General features: G+C 68.1%; 16 protein-coding genes. 8 read left to right on the top strand and 8 right to left on the bottom strand.

Going from position 1 to position 17,872, the window contains the following annotated elements:
* Both ACQCX5_RS12765 and ACQCX5_RS12760 read right to left on the bottom strand, forming a co-directional pair.
* Window positions 1-1,143: DUF222 domain-containing protein (locus ACQCX5_RS12765; RefSeq protein ID WP_434542407.1), on the bottom strand; the 1,143-nt coding region annotated here is incomplete at its 3' end.
* Between the two features lie 393 nt (window positions 1,144-1,536).
* Complete coding sequence (locus ACQCX5_RS12760; protein ID WP_434542406.1) at window positions 1,537-2,832, bottom strand: MFS transporter; 1,296 nt, start codon at window positions 2,830-2,832, stop codon at window positions 1,537-1,539.
* A 164-nt stretch (window positions 2,833-2,996) separates the two neighbouring features.
* On the opposite strand from ACQCX5_RS12760, the gene ACQCX5_RS12755 reads away from it, so the two are divergent.
* From ACQCX5_RS12755 to ACQCX5_RS12735, 5 genes are read left to right on the top strand one after another with little or no spacing between them, the layout of a single operon-like run.
* Window positions 2,997-4,010 carry a PhoH family protein gene (locus tag ACQCX5_RS12755; RefSeq protein WP_434542424.1) on the top strand — a complete coding sequence of 338 codons (1,014 nt, stop codon included), beginning with the start codon at window positions 2,997-2,999 and terminating at the stop codon, window positions 4,008-4,010.
* Window positions 4,007-4,465: an rRNA maturation RNase YbeY gene (gene ybeY, locus ACQCX5_RS12750; protein WP_434542405.1), complete on the top strand. Its 459-nt coding sequence runs from the start codon at window positions 4,007-4,009 to the stop codon at window positions 4,463-4,465. The genes ACQCX5_RS12755 and ybeY overlap by 4 nt, the downstream gene beginning before the upstream one ends.
* Before the next feature lie 6 nt (window positions 4,466-4,471).
* Window positions 4,472-5,779, top strand: a complete 1,308-nt coding sequence (locus tag ACQCX5_RS12745) for a hemolysin family protein (RefSeq protein ID WP_434542404.1) — start codon at window positions 4,472-4,474, stop codon at window positions 5,777-5,779.
* Window positions 5,772-6,788, top strand: coding sequence for a GTPase Era (era, locus tag ACQCX5_RS12740; protein ID WP_434542403.1), 1,017 nt, complete (start codon window positions 5,772-5,774; stop codon window positions 6,786-6,788). Before ACQCX5_RS12745 ends, era begins: the two co-directional genes overlap by 8 nt.
* Window positions 6,789-7,520 (top strand): lipoate--protein ligase family protein, encoded by a 732-nt coding sequence (locus ACQCX5_RS12735; RefSeq protein WP_434542402.1) that lies wholly within the window; start codon window positions 6,789-6,791, stop codon window positions 7,518-7,520.
* Between the two features lie 2 nt (window positions 7,521-7,522).
* Here the strand turns inward: ACQCX5_RS12735 and ACQCX5_RS12730 are convergent, their stop codons facing one another.
* The gene (locus ACQCX5_RS12730; protein WP_434542401.1) at window positions 7,523-8,551 is read right to left on the bottom strand and encodes a DNA ligase; all 1,029 of its coding nucleotides are present in this window, start codon (window positions 8,549-8,551) and stop codon (window positions 7,523-7,525) included.
* Window positions 8,552-8,623: 72 nt separating this feature from the next.
* Here ACQCX5_RS12730 and ACQCX5_RS12725 point away from each other — a divergent pair, with 72 nt between their 5' ends.
* Together ACQCX5_RS12725 and ACQCX5_RS12720 are read left to right on the top strand one after the other, a co-directional pair.
* Window positions 8,624-8,959: an AAA family ATPase gene (locus tag ACQCX5_RS12725; RefSeq protein WP_434542400.1), complete on the top strand. Its 336-nt coding sequence runs from the start codon at window positions 8,624-8,626 to the stop codon at window positions 8,957-8,959.
* The gene (locus tag ACQCX5_RS12720; protein ID WP_434542399.1) at window positions 8,946-9,620 is read left to right on the top strand and encodes an ATP-binding protein; all 675 of its coding nucleotides are present in this window, start codon (window positions 8,946-8,948) and stop codon (window positions 9,618-9,620) included. Before ACQCX5_RS12725 ends, ACQCX5_RS12720 begins: the two co-directional genes overlap by 14 nt.
* A gap of 6 nt (window positions 9,621-9,626) precedes the next feature.
* Here the strand turns inward: ACQCX5_RS12720 and ACQCX5_RS12715 are convergent, their stop codons facing one another.
* Genes ACQCX5_RS12715 through ACQCX5_RS12700 form a run of 4 tightly spaced genes read right to left on the bottom strand, consistent with a single transcriptional unit; the run spans window position 9,627 to window position 15,544 of the window.
* The gene (locus ACQCX5_RS12715; protein ID WP_434542398.1) at window positions 9,627-10,655 is read right to left on the bottom strand and encodes an alpha/beta hydrolase; all 1,029 of its coding nucleotides are present in this window, start codon (window positions 10,653-10,655) and stop codon (window positions 9,627-9,629) included.
* A complete protein-coding gene (locus tag ACQCX5_RS12710; RefSeq protein WP_434542397.1) occupies window positions 10,652-12,997 on the bottom strand; it encodes a GMC oxidoreductase in 2,346 nt (781 codons plus the stop codon). The genes ACQCX5_RS12715 and ACQCX5_RS12710 overlap by 4 nt, the downstream gene beginning before the upstream one ends.
* Window positions 12,997-14,121 carry an alpha/beta fold hydrolase gene (locus ACQCX5_RS12705; protein WP_434542396.1) on the bottom strand — a complete coding sequence of 375 codons (1,125 nt, stop codon included), beginning with the start codon at window positions 14,119-14,121 and terminating at the stop codon, window positions 12,997-12,999. The genes ACQCX5_RS12710 and ACQCX5_RS12705 overlap by 1 nt, the downstream gene beginning before the upstream one ends.
* A 13-nt stretch (window positions 14,122-14,134) precedes the next feature.
* On the bottom strand, window positions 14,135-15,544 hold the full coding sequence (locus tag ACQCX5_RS12700; RefSeq protein ID WP_434542395.1) for an FAD-binding oxidoreductase: 1,410 nt from the start codon (window positions 15,542-15,544) through the stop codon (window positions 14,135-14,137).
* A gap of 116 nt (window positions 15,545-15,660) precedes the next feature.
* Between ACQCX5_RS12700 and ACQCX5_RS12695 the strand changes: the two genes are divergently transcribed.
* The gene (locus tag ACQCX5_RS12695; protein ID WP_434542394.1) at window positions 15,661-16,371 is read left to right on the top strand and encodes a DsbA family oxidoreductase; all 711 of its coding nucleotides are present in this window, start codon (window positions 15,661-15,663) and stop codon (window positions 16,369-16,371) included.
* 14 nt (window positions 16,372-16,385) lie between these two features.
* On the opposite strand, the gene ACQCX5_RS12690 is transcribed toward ACQCX5_RS12695, so the two are convergent.
* Window positions 16,386-17,858 carry an amidohydrolase family protein gene (locus tag ACQCX5_RS12690; protein WP_434542393.1) on the bottom strand — a complete coding sequence of 491 codons (1,473 nt, stop codon included), beginning with the start codon at window positions 17,856-17,858 and terminating at the stop codon, window positions 16,386-16,388.
* Window positions 17,859-17,872: the final 14 nt, after the last annotated feature.

Here is a 17,872-nt window from a genome sequence, read left to right as displayed (position 1 = left end):
TTCCCGCATCCGGGCCGGCACGTGGTAGGCGTCGGTCGGTGCGAGCTCTTCCGGGTTCAGCACCGGCCGGACGCTGATGCGGGTGTTGCCGGTGAGGTGTTTGACCCAGCCGGCGAGCAGGGAGCCGGCCTTCTCGACCTTCACCAGCCCTTCACCGGTGTGCAGGGTGCTGTCGGTCAGATGCACGACCAGTTCCGTGCGGGGCAGTAGCTGGTCGGGGTCAACAGTGATGGTGCCGCAGGTGTGACCGCGCTGGCCCTGTGCGGGGCAGTCCGGGTTGAACCCGTCAGCCTCGCCGGGCAGCTCATCGGTGAGGGCGGCCTGCAGCAGCTGCAACGCCCGCGCTGGGGTGGCGAGCAGGCCGAGCGCTTGGGCCCGGCGGACCTGCTGGGACTCGCGGTTGCCACCCATCGCGAGGATTTCGGCGAGCCGGTTCAGTTGGGCGTCGAGGAAGATCGCATCCGCCGTATCGATCGTCGCGGAGACGTCGGCGACGCCGGCCCCGGAGCCGTCGACGCCGCGGGTGTTGATGTCCACCCGCCGTCTCGCCAGGGTCTCGTCCGGTGGTGGCTGGTTGGGGTCGTGCAGCAGCTCTTTGACGCACGCTTTGATGAACTCGAGCACCCGGCCGAACGCCATCGTGGCCAGCCAGTGGGGCAGGTCCCGGTCCAGCTCGACCGCCTGCTCATACGACAAGTCCCAGGTGGCGCTGGCGAGTTCGGTGGCCTGCCAGACCCGGAGCCGGCCGTCCATGAGCACGGCCCACGTGTTCGGCAACCGGTGCCGCACCGCCAACGCGTGGGCGATGTGGATCCTGACGGCTTCTTCGGACTGCTTCAGCGCCGCTGCCAGTTCGAGGGTGCAGAACTCCGCGACCCCCGGGGTGCCGTCGCCGCCCCACTGCACCAACCGCTCCGTACCAGCCAGCACCGGCGACTCCTCGGGGATGTAGCTGTATTGGTCGGCGAACTCGGCATAGAGCCGGAACTCCTCAGCCTCCGCGCGGCACTTGGCCAGGAACGCATCATTCAGCGCCACGAGCTTCGCCCTGGCTCCTTCAGCACTGATCTCGGTCTTCGCGAACCGCTGCTCGGAGGGCCGCCGGTCAATCGGCGGCCGCGGCTTCGACTTCCGCCTCGGCATGGCCACCGCTGGCGCCGGCCTGGTTGGTGCAGGTGTTGCAGGTGTTGCGGCGTTGGATCCCATCCGGACCACCTCGCCCCTTCATCTCGAGGGAATGAGCACAGCCCGACACCACCTTGTGTTCGAACTGTTGTTCTATTCTCTCAAACCCTGGGGTCAGACACAACCCCCACGCAGCACCTTTTCACGACAATTTTCTGTCGCCTGCCGCGGCCGGCGTGGTGGATGCCGCACCCCCTGGATTGCGCCGCGCCCCCCTTTTGGCGCACGCCGACACCCTCGTGCGCACCCGGACACCCACATACCGGTGTCGACGTGTACCGCAAGGTGTCGACGTGCGCCGGGTCGTGATTCAACACCGTGCCGAAACCTCGCCCCAGACTGAGGTCCTGCTCAACCAGCCGCCCCGGCAGCATCCTTCCGCCCGACCGCGTACCTCCAGAACGCCGGAGCCGCCAGCACCGCCACGATCGTCAACACCACCACCGCCACACCGCCCCACGCCGCCGTGGGCCCGGCACCGATCACCCCGGCCGGGGGACCGTGCACGACGTCCGCCAGCCGCGGGCCACCCACCACCACGACGAAGAACACGCCCTGGATTCGTCCACGCACCTCGGGGGTCGCTGCCTGCAACAGCATGGTCTGGCGCATCGTGGCCGAGACCATGTCGGCGACTCCGCCAAGCATGAAGAACAGCAGCGCGCCCACCAACCACGGCAGCACCCGCCCATCAGCCAGCGACACCGACACACCGAATCCGAGCATCGTCAGGCCCCACGCGATGATCGCGATCACCGTCACCCGGCCCTGCCGTACCACTCGACTTGCCCAGCCGCTGAACACCCCACCCAGGAACGCCCCGGCAGGCATCGCCGCATAGAGCAGGGCCATCCGCCAGTCACCATCCAGCGGCCCGCCGAAGTCGACATTGGCAATCTGCGGAATGAGGATCCGCGGCATGCCGAAGATCATCGCGATCAGGTCGACGACGAAGCTCATCAGGATGATCTTGTTCAGCCACGTGTAGTGCAGCCCGTCGATGATCGACCTGAGCCCGGCGGTACGCGTGACCCCACCAGCCGGCGGCATCGGGCGCAGCTTCACCACCGCATACAGCGTGGCCAGCAGAAAGATCGCGTCGACAAGGTAGAGCAGGTCGAAACCCAGCACCGGGATCAGTGAGCCACCGATCAGCGGCCCCGCGATGCCGCCGAACGTCAGCACCGTGGTGTTCAGCGCATTCGCGGCCGTCAGCTCTGATGCGTCCACCAGGTCGGGGACGATGGCCACGCGCGCGGGGGAGTTGAGCCCGAAGAAGGCCTGCTGCACGGCGAACAACCCCAGGATCAACCAGACATTGTTGAGGTTCAGCCACGACTGCACGAAGAACCCGAACGACGTGATGATCAACCCCACCGTTGAGACCATCAGCACCGTGCGCCGGTCGAACGCGTCGGCGATCGCCCCACCCCACAAGCCGAAGATGATCAGCGGCACCAGGCCGAAGATGCCCGTCAGGCCCACCACCCCGGAGTTCTCGGTGATCGACCACAGCTGGGCCGGCACGCTGACGACCGTCAGCTGCGCGCCGATGGTCGTGATGATGTAGGCGGTCCACAGCCGACGGAAATCCGGGTGGCTGAGGGGACGGGTGTCAGCAAGGATGGAACGCAGTCTCAGGGCCACCCGCGAAGGCTACCCCTAAGATGGAACCCAACTCGACGACGGAGGACACCCTGACCAGCAATCCCGACGACCGACGCGCCCAGCGCGGCGCGTCGCTGCACCCTGTGGCGAGCATCAGCACCCTGCCCGGTTCGCGGCAGTTCCAGGTGCCCGCGTCCATCCCCATGGTGAACGTGCTCGGCCCCCGTGATGAGTTCCTCAAGCTGCTCGAGCGTGAACTCGACGCCGACATCCACGTGCGCGGCAACCAGGTCACGCTGACCGGCACCGGCGAGCAGGTCAGCTTTGCCGTGGATGTGCTCACCGAGATGGTGACCATCCTGCGCACCGGCCAGGGCCTGACGTCCGAGACCGTCGAGCGCATCATCTCGATCACCGATTCACCCGACGACATGACCCCGGCCGAGGTGCTCACGCAGAACATCCTGTCGAGCCGTGGCAAGACCATTCGTCCCAAGACGCTCAACCAGAAGCGTTATGTCGATGCCATTGACGCCCACACCGTCGTCTTCGGCATCGGCCCCGCCGGCACCGGCAAGACCTACCTGGCCATGGCCAAGGCCGTGCAGGCGCTGCAGGCAAAGCAGGTCAACCGCATCATCCTGACCCGCCCCGCGATCGAGGCCGGTGAGAAGCTCGGCTTTCTGCCCGGCACGCTCAACGACAAGATCGACCCCTACCTGCGCCCGCTCTATGACGCGCTGCACGACATGGTCGACCCCGAGTCGGTGCCCAAGCTGCTGACCAGCGGGACGATCGAGGTCGCCCCGCTCGCCTACATGCGTGGACGCACACTGAATGACGCCTTCATCATTCTCGACGAGGCCCAGAACACCTCGATGGAGCAGATGAAGATGTTCCTCACGCGCCTGGGGTTCGGCTCGAAGATGGTCGTCACCGGCGACATCACCCAGATCGACCTGCCCGGCGGCCAGACCAGCGGCCTGCGGGCGGTGCAGAACATCCTCGACGGTGTCGACGACATCATGTTCTGCCAGTTGACCAACCACGACGTGGTGCGCCACAAGCTGGTGGGGCGCATCGTCGCCGCCTATGACCAGTTCGAGTTCAACCAGTCGGCCGAGCAGCAGTACGCCCGCCCGCGCCGAGCGCATGACAAGGCCCCACATGACAAGGCCCCACACGACAAGACCAAGCACGAACGGGGCGAGCGATGATCGACATCAACAACGAGTCGGGCGAAGTCGCCGACGAACAGGGCCTCGTCGCGCTGGCCACGTTCGCGATGGAACAACTACGCATCCACCCGCAGGCCGACCTCAACATCGTGCTGGTCGACGAGCAGACCATGGCGAACTACCACGAGCGGTACATGGACCTGCCCGGCCCGACCGACGTGATGAGCTTTCCCATGGACGAACTGCGTGCCCCCGACGACGACCAGGACCCGCCGCTGGGCATCCTCGGCGACATCGTGCTGTGCCCCCAGGTGACCAGCCGCCAGGCTGCCGAGAACGGCCGGCGTCCCGATGAAGAGGCCGAGTACCTGCTCATCCATGGGCTGCTGCACCTGCTCGGCCATGACCATGCCGAACCCGACGAGAAGGCCGTCATGTTCGGCCTCAACGACAAGATCATCGCGGCCTGGCAACGCCGCAGGCTGGGAGCCTGACACACAATGACATCCTCTGACTGGATGCTGCTTGCCATTGCCGCCCTCAGTGCCGTGCTGGCGAGCGTGTTGATCGCCGCCGACGCGGCACTGCAGTCGATGTCGCGCTCGCGCGCCGACCGGCTGGTCGACGAGGGCCACCGCGGCGCCGAGCGGGTGCGCCGCATCGCCGAGGACCCGGCGCCGTATGTCAACGCCACGATGTTCGTGCGCACGATCCTCGAGATCTCGAGCGTCGTGCTCGTCTCGTTGGTCACGTTCCGCCACATCGACCACCTGGGCTGGCAGTTGCTGACCGCCATCGGGTCGATGGTGGTCGTCTCGTTCATCCTGTGGGGTGTGGCACCGCGCACCCTCGGCCGTCAGCGCGCCGACAGCTTCGCGCTGAAGCTGGCAGGGCTGGTCTCGGCGCTCGAGACCGTGCTGGGTCCGATCCCGCAATTGATGATCCTGCTGGGCAATGCGTTGACGCCGGGGCGTGGGTTCGCCGACGGCCCGTTCTCGTCCGAGGCCGAACTGCGTGAACTCGTCGACATCGCCGAGGCCACCGACCTGATCGAGGCCGGCGAGCGGCGCATGATCCATTCGGTCATCGATCTCGGTGACACCATCCTGCGCGAGGTGATGGTGCCCCGCACCGACGTGGTCTTCATCGATGCCGACAAGACCCTGCGGCAGGCGCAGTCGTTGGCGCTGCGCTCGGGCTTCAGCCGCATCCCGGTGGTGGGCGAGGGCGGTTTGGACCAGGTGCTCGGCATCATCTACCTCAAGGACGTCACCCGCCGCATCTACGACCACCCCGATGCTGCCCAGAACGAGACCGCCGACACTCTCGTGCGCCCGGTGTTCTTCGCCCCCGACTCCAAGCCGGTCGACGAGGTGTTGCGCGAGATGCAGCGCGACCACAACCACATCGTGCTGGTCATCGACGAGTTCGGTGGCACCGCCGGCCTCGCCACGATCGAGGACATCCTCGAAGAGATCGTCGGTGAGATCGTCGACGAGTACGACGCCGAGCCCACCCACACCGAAGACCTGGGCGATGGCACCTATCGCATCTCGGCCCGCATGCCCGTCGACGACATGGCTGAACTGTTCGGCATCGATGCCGACGACGACGAGGTCGAGACCGTGGGTGGCCTGATGGCCAAGCTGCTCAATGTTGTCCCGATCCCCGGCACCCGCGTGGTCTGGCAGGGCCTCGAAATCACGGCCGAACGGTCCGTGGGCCGCCGCCACCAGATCGACACCTGCCTGGTGCGCAAGGCACCCGAACCGACTGACACCGATGAAGAACAGGCCGACGATGAGTGATTTTGACTTCGACGCGCTCGAGCGTGCCGAGGACGAGGCTGCCGCAGCCTCGCCGACGAGCGATCTCGGCACAGGTGTGGGCCACCGGGGTGCCGACTTCCGGTCCGGCTTCGCCTGCTTCGTGGGACGCCCGAACGCTGGCAAGTCGACGCTGACGAACGCGCTGGTCGGCGAAAAGATCGCCATCGCGTCGTCCAAACCGCAGACCACCCGGCACGCGGTGCGTGGTGTGGTCAACCGCCCCGACGCGCAGCTGGTCGTCATCGACACCCCAGGCCTGCACAAGCCCCGCACGCTGCTGGGCGAGCGGCTCAACGACCTGGTGCGTTCGACCTGGACCGAGGTCGACATCATCGGCGTCTGCCTGCCCAGCGACCAGCGCATCGGCCCCGGTGACAAATACCTGGTGGGTGAGATCGCCAAGCTCACCCGCCGCCCCAAACTGGTCGCCATCGCCACGAAGTCCGACCTGGTCGGCCCCGAACGACTGCGTGACCACCTGATGTCAATCCAGGCCCTTGAAGAAGAGCTCGGCATCCGCTGGGAACACATCGTGCCCTGTTCGTCGGTCACCGGCGCCCAGGTCGATGACGTCGAAGACGTGCTGGTCAGCCTGCTCGCACCCGGCCCGGCGTTCTACCCCGACGGGCATGTCACCGACGAGCCGACCGAGACCCTGGTGGCCGAACTCATCCGTGAGGCGGCACTCGAGGGCGTGCGCGACGAACTGCCGCACTCGATCATGGTCGTCGTCGAAGAGATGGGCCTGCGTGAAGGCCGCCCCGACGACAAGCCGCTGCTCGACATTTTCGCCACCCTCGTGGTCGAACGGGATTCGCAGAAGGGCATCATCATCGGCCACCAGGGCAGCCGCCTGAAAGACCTCGGCATGCGTTCGCGCCACCAGATCACCGCACTGCTGGGCACGCCCGTGCACCTCGACCTGAAGGTCAAGGTCATGAAGGAATGGCAGCGCGACCCGAAGTTCTTGAACCGGCTGGGGTTCTGAGTGCTGCTGCTGCGGGGCCGGGTGGGTGATGACCCGGCCCTCGAGATGGCGGCCTCGAGCGCGCTGCTGCAGCGGGCGAGGGTCGGCGAGCTCGACGCTGCGCTGCGCATCTTCCGTCCCACCCGCATGGTCGCCTTCGGACGCCGCGACGCGAACCGTCCCGGGTTCGGTGCCGCGGTCGCGGCCTGTCGCCGGGCCGAGTACGTGCCGGTGGTGCGCCCCACCGGCGGACGTGCAGTGGCCACCACCACCTCGGCTCTGGTCATCGACCATGTGCAGCGCGGTGCGGGCGACATGGCGCACCGGTTCACGGATTTCGGGGTGATGCTGGCCCAGGTGCTCGCCGACTTCGGCATCGATGCGCGCGTCGGCGAGGTGCCCGGTGAGTTCTGCCCCGGCGCGCACTCGGTGAACGCCCGCGGCGTCGCCAAGCTGGTCGGCACCGCCCAGCGGGTGGTGCGCGAGGCGTGGTTCTTCAGCTCGGTGGTGATCATTGACGATTCGGCCGTGATCAAGCCGCTGCTCGTCGAGGTCTACGACGCGCTTGAGCTGGCGTTCGACCCGGCCTCGGTGGGCGCGGTGCGCGACGAGGCCCCACAGGTCAGTATCGATGTGCTCGAGCAGGCCTTCATCGGCGCCTATGACGACCGCTTCGGGCTCACCGAAGCCCCCGTGGACGAGCGCCTGCGCGACGAAGCGGCGCGGCTCGTCGGCGACCACCGCGTGGGCTGAGGCTATTCGAGCTCGTCCACCACGATGTCGGGTGCCTCGAGCGCCGCGACATCGGGACGAAGCCGCCGCAGCACGGGCTGGCGCAATTGTCCGGCGTCGGGCGCAGTCGTGGCTGCGCCCTTGCTGAACGCGCCCGGCTGGCCGAGGTAGCGCACCTGCACGCACAGGATCGGCTCGACCCAGTGTGCCCGGCGCGCATCCGGGCCCCACAGCGGTGGCACGAATGGCTGGTGGTCGGTCTCGATCGAGCGCAGCACGGCCAGCAGGTCGTCGCGCTCGGCATGTGAGAGCCCTGAACCTGCGCGGGTGATGGGGTAGAGCAGGCCGTCGGTGTCGAACGTCTGCTCGTCATGCGGGTGGCCGATCCACAGCGACCCGAGTCGGCGCGGGTTTTCGGTTTCGGGCACCCAGCCGCCGATCACCCCGACGAACTCGGTGCGGTGGGGCACCTTGACCCAGTCGGACGAGCGCACGCCCGGTTCGTAGGCAGACCCCAGGCGCTTGCTGATGATGCCCTCCAGGCCCTGGTCGAGGGTGGCCTGGGCCAGCAGGGGACCGTCCTCGTACTGGGGCGGCACCTGCCAGCCCGGGCCGATGCTGGGCAGGTCGAGAGATTCGAGCAGCTCGCGTCGCTGTTCGAGCGGCAGGTTGGTCAGGGTGGCGCCGTCCAGTCGCAGGATGTCGAAGACCATGAACCTCGCGGGCACCGCGGCGGCGAGCTGGGCCACCTTGCGGGGGTCGCGCTGGTGCATGCGTGGGGCCAGCGCCTGCAGGTTGGCGACGCCGTGGCGGTTGACGGCCACCACCTCGCCGTCGAGCAGCACGTCATGGGGCAGGTGCGTGTGCTTGGCAGGGGAGTGCAGTTCGGGATAGGTCACGGTGACGTCGATGCCCCGCCGGTTGCGCAGGGTCAGCCGGTCGTCGACCACATCGGCCAGCAGCCGGATGCCGTCCCACTTGACCTCGTGCACCCAGTCGGGCCCCTCGGGCACACGGCCGGTGGGCGAATGGGTGGCGAGCATGGGCTGCATGGGTTCATTGTGACGCGCGGCGGATGGCCCTGCAGAACTCGGACGGGAGTACCGACCCGTGTGCTCGACGCCGTGCTGCAGCGCGCCCTGGCCGCTTCGGCAGCCGTCGTGATCGAGGGGGCTCGCGCCTGCGGCAAGACCATGACGGCACTGCATGCGTCGTCGTCGTACGTGCTGCTCGATGAGCCCGAGGCCCACGACCTGCTCGCGGTGTCACCACGCTCGTTGCTCGAGGGCAGCGCGCCACGGCTGCTCGACGAGTGGCAACTGGCACCCGAGCTGTGGAACCTTGTCCGTCGCGCGGTTGACGCCTCCCCGCAGGCCGGGCTTTCCCGCGATGACCGAGTTGACGCGGCCCCAGTCAGCTGCTCGGTTGCGCGCGTACGTCGACGACGTGGCCCGCACTGACATCCGCCGTCTGGCGGACATCAGGCATGAGCCGAGGGTGGTCAAGCAACTCATTGCTGCGCTGGCCCGGTCTGTCGCCTCCGAGGTCACCTACAAGACGTTGGCCGCGGACGTTCGTGCGGTGGCCCCCGCGATCGATGAAGAGACCATCAGCAACTACGTGCGCTTGCTGCAACGCCTGTTCGTCGTCGAGGAACAACCACCATGGACGCCGGCCCTGCGGTCGAGGGCACGGGTGCGCACGACACCAAAGCTTCACCTGGTGGATCCGGCGATGGCCGCGGCGGCGCTGGGTGCCGGGGCGGATCACTTGCGGGCGGACCTCACCACGCTGGGGGTGCTCTTCGAGAGTGCCGTGGTGCATGACCTCGCCGTGCTGGTGTCGGCGATCGACGGCGAAGTCAGCCACTACCGCGACTCCAACGGCCACGAGATCGATGCGGTGCTCACCCTGCCGGATGGCCGCTGGGCCGCCGTGCAGGTCAAGCTCGGGGCGCGGCAGCTGGCGAGCGGGGCCGGGTCGCTGGCGCGAGTCATCGAGCATGTGGACGCCGCCGTTGTCGGCGAGCCGGCGTTCAGGCTCGTGGTGACAGGAACCGGCCCCATCCTGGTGACGGATGACGGCACCGTCACCGCACCACTCGCAGCCCTCGCCCCCTGAGCCCACCTATCGCTTGCGCAGCTCGGCCAGCATCCTCGGGAACACATCCGCGTACGCGTACTTGCCGATGAACAGGTCGGTGTGGCTGTAGCCCTTCAGCAGGTGCAGCGTGTCCTTGCCGGGGCGGTGCTTCTGCAGCCACGAGTGGCTCATCCGCTGGCTCTCGGGCAGGAAGGACCGGTTCGACAATCCGCCGAACAGGGCCAACCGCGCCGTCGTTCGGGGTGCCTGGTCGGCCATCCGCGTCGGCAGGTCAGCCTGCCCGGTGACTGTCACCAGCTGGTGGGCCCGCTCCGAGACCGCGAGCTGGTGGTAGAAGCTCATCGGGATCCTGCCGAACTCGTGCGCGAGCCACGCATGCGTGGCCTGGTTGAGGTTCTCGTGCAGCCACGACGACGGCCGCCCCGACCCCAGAGCGAAGCTCGCCATGTTGCATGTCGGATTGTCGCATTCCGTGTGCCACCAGCGCACCGCCGTGCGGGTGATCGTCGGCACCAGCCGCTCCGGCCCGTCACCCCAGGCCGCGTCGATGTAGGGCTCATGGCCCGAGAGCCATGGCCGCAGCGTGTGCAGTTTCAGCCTGGCGAAGCGGGCCATCACCGGGTGCAACGTCACTCCCGAGGTGACCAGCACCGACACCTCTGGCACCAGCCCGGCCACGACCGCCACCGACGCTGCCATGGCCCCCGCGCAGTGCGCCACCACCGCCACGTGCCCAGCCCCGGTCTGGTCGAGCACATGGCGCACCACCACCGGCACGTCATGCAGCGCAACGTCGTCCACGGTCCAGGGCAGCGGGTCCAGGTCGAGCGAGCCGCGCCAGTTCACCAGCCAGACGTCCCAGCCGTCGTCCAGCAGCGCGCCGACGAACGTGTGCGGCATCGGCGGGCGGAACATCTCGGCCCGCATACCCGCCCCGTGCAGCAGCAGCACCGGCCCGCGGTGCGCCTCGACGGCACCCCGCACCCTGACCAGGGTCAGCGCGACCCCGTCGTCCGCGTGCAGGAAATGCACCTCGTCGTGCGTCGTGCTCACGGCTGCCGACCCTTTGACAGGTACACATCCTTCAGTGAGTTCAGGAAGAAGCCGATGAACCCCGTCAGGGCCGTGAGCGGCTTCTTTCCCGACCCCCTGAAGGTGGTCAGCTGTTTCGCGAAGTCCTGCGGCAGGATCCGCAGGATGCCGGCACCGACGACCTCACCCTCGGCGCCCGGGGGCACATGTCCCTGCAGCAGGGTGATGTAGAGCGTGGACGTGTCGCTCCACAGGTCAAGGCCCTCGTCATCGCGCACGTCCTTGTAGCCGTACATCGTGATGGGGGTGCCCCCCAGGTCGGTGAACCACAACCGGTAGCGCATTTCGCGGGCACCGGGGCGCTCGACACCCACGAACAGGTTGAACCAGCCGCGGCTGACCGGCAGCTCACCGCCCAGCAGGTCGCAGCGCACGAACCCGGCACAGCTGCCCTCGTGCGCGGCCGACTCGACGAACGTGGCCATGTTCGGGGCGGTGATGGTCAGCTCGAACATGAACTGCTGCGACAACTGGCGCCCCAGTTCCCAGCCACGCCGCGAGTCGGTCTCGCCCAGGGTGATGTGGCCCTTCATCTGCTCGGTGAACTCGACCGTGTCGACCACCTCGTCGGTGCGGGCGACCTCGGACGAGGCCTGCCATGTGGCTGCCGCGGCCCGTCGTGAGCGTGGCGGCTGTTCCAGGAAGTGCTCGGCGGCCCGGTCGGCGATCGCCGCGATCGTCAGCGACGGGTTCGGCCCGACGGGGCCGGGCAGCGCAGAACCGTCGACGACGTACAGGCCGGGCGCGCCGAAGGCCTCGCACCACTGGTCGACCACGCCCTCGTGCACGTGGCGACCCATCGGCACACCGCCGATGGGGTGAACCGTGACGTCGCGCTTGGTCCACCACAGCGGGTAGTCGCGAAAGTTCGCGCCCAGGGTGTCGGCGATGTCTCGCATGCTTCGGCGCATCTGGTCGAAATAGTCCTTGCTGGTGGCGCTGGTCCATTCCACGGCGAGTTCGCCGTCCTTCAAGGTGATCCGCCCGTCGGGGGTGTCGCGACCCATGCCCAACAGCGGCAGCGAACTCGCACCGAGCCGCCCCTGTCCGACGAGCTTGGCCACCTCGGCCGAGATGGTCGACTCGTTGCGCCGGCGCAGCTTGACCGCCAGCAGCTGGCGGGCCACCGCGGCCCCGCGCTTCATCGACGAGGTGACCTGGGTGGTCTCGACGAGCCAATTGACGAAGTCGGGAAAGCCCGCCTCTTCGATGTAGTAGCCGCGCCCGACACCGTCCTCGTCCAGCCCGTCGGGGTGCCGGATCGCCGTGGTGATCACGGGCCCGTACGAGCCGTCGATCAGTCGCATGTCGCCGGTGGCGGTCTGGGCCCTGGCGCCCATCAGGAACGTGAGCAGGTCGCCGTTGCCCGAGAACCGGGTGCCGAGCGCACGGCCCAGTGCGGGCAGGCTCACCCGGTTCTTCAACAGCAGCCCGGTGCTGCCGAACGTGCCCGCGCCGACCCACAACGTGTCGCACGTGATGGTCAGGTGGGTGCGGGGCACCAGCCCGTCCTCGGCGGGCCCGTCGCCGTAGCGCACATAACGCACCTCGAACCCGCCGCCGGGGATCGGGGTGATGCCATGCACCTCGCACAGGGTGCGCAGGTCGGCGCCCTGGAACTGCGCTTTCGACAGGTAGGTGTGGTCGAGGGTGTTCTTGGCGCCCTCGTTGCAGCCGATGTCGCATTCGCCGCACAGTCGGCAGGTCAGCCGCGTCGCGCCGTGGATGTTGCCGTAGTCAGGGGTGGGCACGACCTGCTTCGGCGCGGCCTGCCCATCGGGGGTGGGCGCGAACGAGACCGCCAGCGGCGGCGCGAATGATTGCAGTCGCAGTTCGGCCGCGGCCTCGCGCAACGCCTTGGCCTTGGGCAGGTCGGGGTAGGGGTTGGGACGCGGGGTCAGCATCGCCTCGACGGCGTCATAGTGCCGGTCCAGGTCGGCCCGGCCGATGGGCCAGTTCTCGTAGCCGCCACCGGGCAGCGGGGAGTTGTGCACGAACCACTTCTCGTCCTTGCGCAGCAGCACGTTGGCATAGATCAGCGACCCGCCGCCGAGACCGGCCGAGACCAGCGCCTCGAGCTTGCGGAACGAGCGGATGTCGATGAGCCCGAACAGTTCATCCTTCGGTTCCCAGAAGGCATGGCTCATCTCGTACGGGTTGCGTGGGAAGGTGCCCGGTGCGTAGGCCTTGCCCCGTTCGAGGACGACGACAGACCTGCCGGCACCTGCCAATCGCTCGGCAGCGACGGATGCGCCGAAGCCCGACCCGACCACGACGGCGTCCACATGTTCGGTCGTGCCCATCACACGCCGACCCGGTCAGCGGCCATGCGGGTCATGAAGTCGACCATCTGGGGAAAGCAGTCGCGGGCGACGTCCTTGCCCATGAACACGTCCTGGTGGCCGTAACCGGGATAGACGACCAGTTCGTGCTGGTCGCAGCCCTCGTCGCGCAGCCGGGCGTGGTTGACGATGTTCGAGTCGGTGAAGACCCGGTTGTTGGCGCCGGTGGTGAACAGCACCGGGGTGGCAATGTCGCGCACACCGGCCCAGTAGTCATCGGGCAGGGACGAGAGGTCTGGCCGCCGCGGGTCGTACTTCAACGGGTGGCCATCGGCCTCGACCATCTTGCGCACGTGCCGGTAGTAGTTCATGCTCGTCGCGCCGTACAGGTCGCCGCCGCGGCGGTGGGTGACGTCAGCCAGGTTCTCGTGCTCGTACAGCGCCGGCCAGCCCGTGCCCCACATCATTGACAGCATGTGGCAGGCGGGCACGTCGCACTCTCGGTGGAACAACGAGACGCCCCGCGAGAACAGCTCGCCGGGGGTGAAGCCCGGGTCCTGAGACCAGCGCGGGTTCAGGTTGGGGAAGCCCAGCACGTACTCGACCAGTGCCGGGGCCACCTTGAGCTTGAGCCGGGACCACGACGGCACCCGCGGGGTGAGGCCCACACTGTTGGCGACCACCGAGGTGATGCCGGTGACAGCCTTGCCGAACAGCGCCAGCAGGAACGAGACAGAGCCCAGGCAGTGCGCGATCACGTGGATGCGCCGATCGGGCCCGACCAGGTCACGCACGAGCGCGAGGGCAGGCGGGTAGTCGTACAGGGCGACGTCGTCCATCGAATAGCGGTGCGGGAACAGGTTGTAGGAATGCCGGTTGCTCATGCGCATGTCGAGCGTGAACACGTCGGGGAAACCGCCCTCGAGCAGGTGGGTCACCAGGTTGCGGTGCTCGGGCATGATGAACATGTCGCTCGAGGTGGTCAGCCCGTGGATGATGACCACGACATCGCGGGCCTCGTCGAGCGGGTCGCGGTTGAACCGGATCATCGACAGGCCCAGCCCGTCGGTGGTGGTGAACGGGTGGTGGGTGACGCGCGCGTCACGCACCCCTTCGAGGGTGTACAGGGCAATCTCGCGGTGCATGACGTCCTCCGGCTCAGGGAGTGGTGGCGAGCCTGGCCAGGTGGCGCAGGTTGGGGTCGATCAGGGCGCGCCGGGCATCATCGGCGACGGTGCGGGTGTGCATGTAGCGGTAGGCATCGTGGGCGATGACCAGGGTGTCGAACTGCTCGACCAGGGCCGCCAGCAGGGTTTCGGTCAGCGCACCACGGCGGATGCCCAGCAGGAAGGTCACCTCGCTGAACTGCCGCTCGCCGCCGCGGGCCAGGTAGTCCGAGGTGATGCCCTTGACGTAGCAGGCCAGGAAGGTGAAGCACGCGTGGCGCTGCCGGTAGCGGGTGAGCAGCTGCCACAGCTGCGGCACCAGCGCCGGGTAGACGTCGAGCGGCACCAGCGCGATCAACATGCGGGTCGGGTCGCCCACCGTCGAATCGATGAGCTTGTCGCTGAAGAACTCGACATTCTTCATGCTGGCGAACGGTGGGGCATACATCGTCGCCGCGGTGCCGAGCAGCTTGAGGGCCTTGTCGATGCCCGCGGGCACGGTGCCGGCCGCCAACCCGATGCGGTGCAGCACCTCGTGGCTGGCCTTGTCGGCAAGGGCCTTGCCGGTGCTTGCCGGCGTGGCGTGGTAGCTCGAGAACTGGCCCAGCCCCCTGCCCCTTCCCAGGTCGAGCCACATGCCGCGGGCGGCCCAGGCATCGCCGGGGTCGCGCAACTTCTGCGTGGTGGCGGCCAGGTAGGCCTCGAAGCTGCGGTAGTGGGTCTGGTCGTTAGCCAGCACCGTGCGGTACTTGTCAATGGGCACGACCTGCAGCGTGGCCTGCGTGATGATGCCGCCACGACCCAGCCCGCCCGCGAGTTGCCAGTAGAGCTCCGGACGATCCTGCGGCCCGCAGCGCTGCATGACACCCTCGGCGTCCACGAACTCGACCTCGACGACCCGCTCGACGAACAGGCCGTTGCGGTGCGAGGTGGGGCTGATGCCGCCCACCGACAAGAACCCGCCGACGGTGATGTCGCGGTGGTCGCCCACCACCGGTAGCCCCAGACCGCGTTCGGCCAGCAGGTCGTCGAGCGCGGCATTCGCCACCCCGACCTGCACGGTCGCGGTGCCCGCGTCGGCGTCGATGGCCAGCACCTGGTCCATCACCTGGGTCAACAGCACGGCGGTGCCGGGGCCGTGCGGGGTCACCAGGTGGTTGCTGGAATGCCCCTTGCTGCGCACCACCAGCCGCTGGCCCAACTGGCGGGTCTCGATCACGGCGGCAGCGACGTCCTCAGCCGTGCGGGGCAGGTACACCTTCGCCGGGTACTGGGGCGACTCATCGGGGTCGGCGACCCGCGACCAGTCGTGACCCAGGTTGGCGATCGAGTCGTGCGAGATGTGCTGGTGGCTGTCGATGCGCGACCGCCACGTCGTTGAGGCCGTTCTGGGACGCGCCATCGTTACCCCCACCTTGATCGTGCTCACGGGTGAGGAACTTCCCGTTGGTCCAGTGATACAGGAACAAGTCCGACCCCGCTGGCGTTGTGCTTGGTTGAATATGAAAGGATTCATTCATGAGTTTGCGCGTTGACATCTGGTCCGACATTGCCTGCCCCTGGTGCTACGTGGGGCAGTCCCGATTTGCCAAGGGTGCCGAGGCGTTCGGTGAGGACGTGGAGGTCGTCTGGCACAGCTACCAGCTCGACCCGTCGCTTCCCGAGACCTACGAGGGCACCGAGACCGACTACCTTGCCGAGCGCAAGGGCATTCCCCGCGAGCAGGTGAAGCAGCTGCACGCCGGTGTCGAGCAGGCCGCGGCCGGCGAGGGCCTGCCGATGGACACTGCCTCCGTGCGTCCGGCGAACTCGCTCAAGGCACATCACCTGCTCAAGACGATCGGTCGCCACGGCGGTGACGTCAATGCCGCCGAGCACAAACTGTTCTCCGCCCACTTCGCCGACGGCGAGGTGATCAGCGATGTCGACGTGCTGACGCGCATCGGCCTCGAATCGGGTCTGACCGCCGAGCAGGTGGCCGAAGGCCTTGCTGATCCGAGCATCCACGCCGAGGTGCAGGAAGACTTCGACGTCGCCCGCCAGATCGGCGTGACCGGTGTGCCGTTCTTCGTGTTCGGCGAGAAGTACGCCGTCTCGGGTGCCCAGCCGCCGGAGCTGTTCGAGCAGGCGCTGCGCCAGACCTGGGAGGAACTGAAGCCCCAGCAGAAGCCCTCGCTGATCAACGTGGACGGTGGCGCCGGCGAGGCCTGCGGGCCCGAGGGCTGTTGAGTGGCTGCTGCTGATCAGCGCTGATGCGTGATGCGTCCGGCCACCATCGTGAGGTTGGGACGCAGCGCATGCACCTGGTCATCGGCCAGCTCGAACGGGTTCACCGGCAGCACCAAAAGGTCAGCCGGTGCCCCCACCACCAGCTGGTGCACGCCGCGGGTTGAGGCCCGCAGCGCCTGCGAGAGCGTGAGCGCCTGTTCGGGGTGCCATGACTCGTGGGTTCCGGACGAGCGCCGCACCGCAGACTCGATGGCGAGCCACGGGTTGAGCGGGGCGACGGGCGCGTCGGACCCCAGGGCAAGTTCGACACCGGACGAGGCCAGCCCCACGAACGGGTAGGCGTTGCGGGCCTGCCCGGGCCACAAGGTGTCGATGGCCTGCCAGTCATCGAGCACATGTGCCGGCTGCACGCTGGCGCGCACCCCCAATGCGGCCATGCGGGGCATGTCTGCCGGGTCGACCAGTTGGGCGTGCTCGATGCTGCCGCGCGCCTCGGTCTCGGCGAAGGCAGCCAGCGCCTGTGCCACGGCGCGGTCACCGATCGCATGCACGGCGCATTCCATGCCCAGCGCGTTGGCCCGCATCATCAGTGCCACCAGATCGTCGAGGGGCACGTTGCAGGTGCCGTACTCGAACCCCGGTGCGGGGTCACCGATGCCGGTGATGGCGTAGGGGTGGTGGCACCATGCGGTGCGTGCCGTCAGCGAGCCGTCGGTGATGACCTTGAGCGGGCCGAGGGTCAGCAGGCCGTGGTCGTCCAGCACCTGGCCACCGCGCAGGCCGCGCGTGGCGACGGACTCGAGGTGTTGCGGGTAGACCCCGGCCCGCACCCGCAGCGTGTCGAAGCCGTGGCTGAAGCGGCGCTGCCACGAGGTGATGTTCTCGTCCATGGTCAGGTCGACGAACCCGACGACGCCGAGCGCGGCGGCAGCGCGACAGGCCTGGGCGACCCAGCCATCGATGACTGCGCTCGGCTGGTCGACGAGCCGGGTCTGCAGGACGAAGGCGTGGTGCTCGCGCAGCAGGCCGTTGTCGTGCACCGCGATGTCGAGGCCGAAGTGGTGCAGCGCGGCGGTGTTCAGCCATGCCGAGTGCACATCGGCGGACAGCAGCACCACGGGCCGTTCGGTGATCACGGCGTCGAGGTCGCTCGCCTGTGGCGCGGTGGCCCAGCGCGAATCGCGGAACCCGAAGCCGACCAGCACGGTGTCGCTGGTCTGGTCGGCTTCTGCCATCAGCTGTGCGGCTTCGGCGGGGGAGCCCGCGGGTGACACGTCGACCCAGCGGCTCGTCATGGCCCACTGCACGATGTGGACGTGGGCATCCCAGAGGCCGGGCATCACGATGCCGCCGCGGCCGTCGATGATCGTGGCGTCCGGATGTGGTGCGCGGGCCAGGTGCCCGTCGACGATGTGCAGGTCGGTGGGCGACGAGGCCTCGCCGGTGACCAGGTCGAGGTGGCGCACATTGGCGAGGGTGATGGGCATGCGCCCCAGTCAAC

This window comes from Aestuariimicrobium sp. G57 (assembly GCF_050110855.1).
Classification (GTDB): Bacteria; Actinomycetota; Actinomycetes; order Propionibacteriales; family Propionibacteriaceae; genus Aestuariimicrobium.
Note: the sequence above shows the minus strand (reverse complement) of the source record. Positions and strands in the feature narration are given on the sequence as shown.

What these genes read in the sequence shown, in the direction of transcription:
- ACQCX5_RS12705 (WP_434542396.1), bottom strand. Translation starts at nt 14,121, where the DNA reads ATGCACCGCGAGATTGCCCTGTACACCCTCGAAGGGGTGCGTGACGCG.
- ybeY (WP_434542405.1), top strand. Translation starts at nt 4,007, where the DNA reads ATGATCGACATCAACAACGAGTCGGGCGAAGTCGCCGACGAACAGGGC.
- ACQCX5_RS12700 (WP_434542395.1), bottom strand. Translation starts at nt 15,544, where the DNA reads ATGGCGCGTCCCAGAACGGCCTCAACGACGTGGCGGTCGCGCATCGAC.
- ACQCX5_RS12755 (WP_434542424.1), top strand. Translation starts at nt 2,997, where the DNA reads ATGGTGAACGTGCTCGGCCCCCGTGATGAGTTCCTCAAGCTGCTCGAG.
- ACQCX5_RS12730 (WP_434542401.1), bottom strand. Translation starts at nt 8,551, where the DNA reads ATGCAGCCCATGCTCGCCACCCATTCGCCCACCGGCCGTGTGCCCGAG.
- ACQCX5_RS12690 (WP_434542393.1), bottom strand. Translation starts at nt 17,858, where the DNA reads ATGCCCATCACCCTCGCCAATGTGCGCCACCTCGACCTGGTCACCGGC.
- ACQCX5_RS12710 (WP_434542397.1), bottom strand. Translation starts at nt 12,997, where the DNA reads ATGGGCACGACCGAACATGTGGACGCCGTCGTGGTCGGGTCGGGCTTC.
- ACQCX5_RS12695 (WP_434542394.1), top strand. Translation starts at nt 15,661, where the DNA reads ATGAGTTTGCGCGTTGACATCTGGTCCGACATTGCCTGCCCCTGGTGC.
- ACQCX5_RS12745 (WP_434542404.1), top strand. Translation starts at nt 4,472, where the DNA reads ATGACATCCTCTGACTGGATGCTGCTTGCCATTGCCGCCCTCAGTGCC.
- era (WP_434542403.1), top strand. Translation starts at nt 5,772, where the DNA reads ATGAGTGATTTTGACTTCGACGCGCTCGAGCGTGCCGAGGACGAGGCT.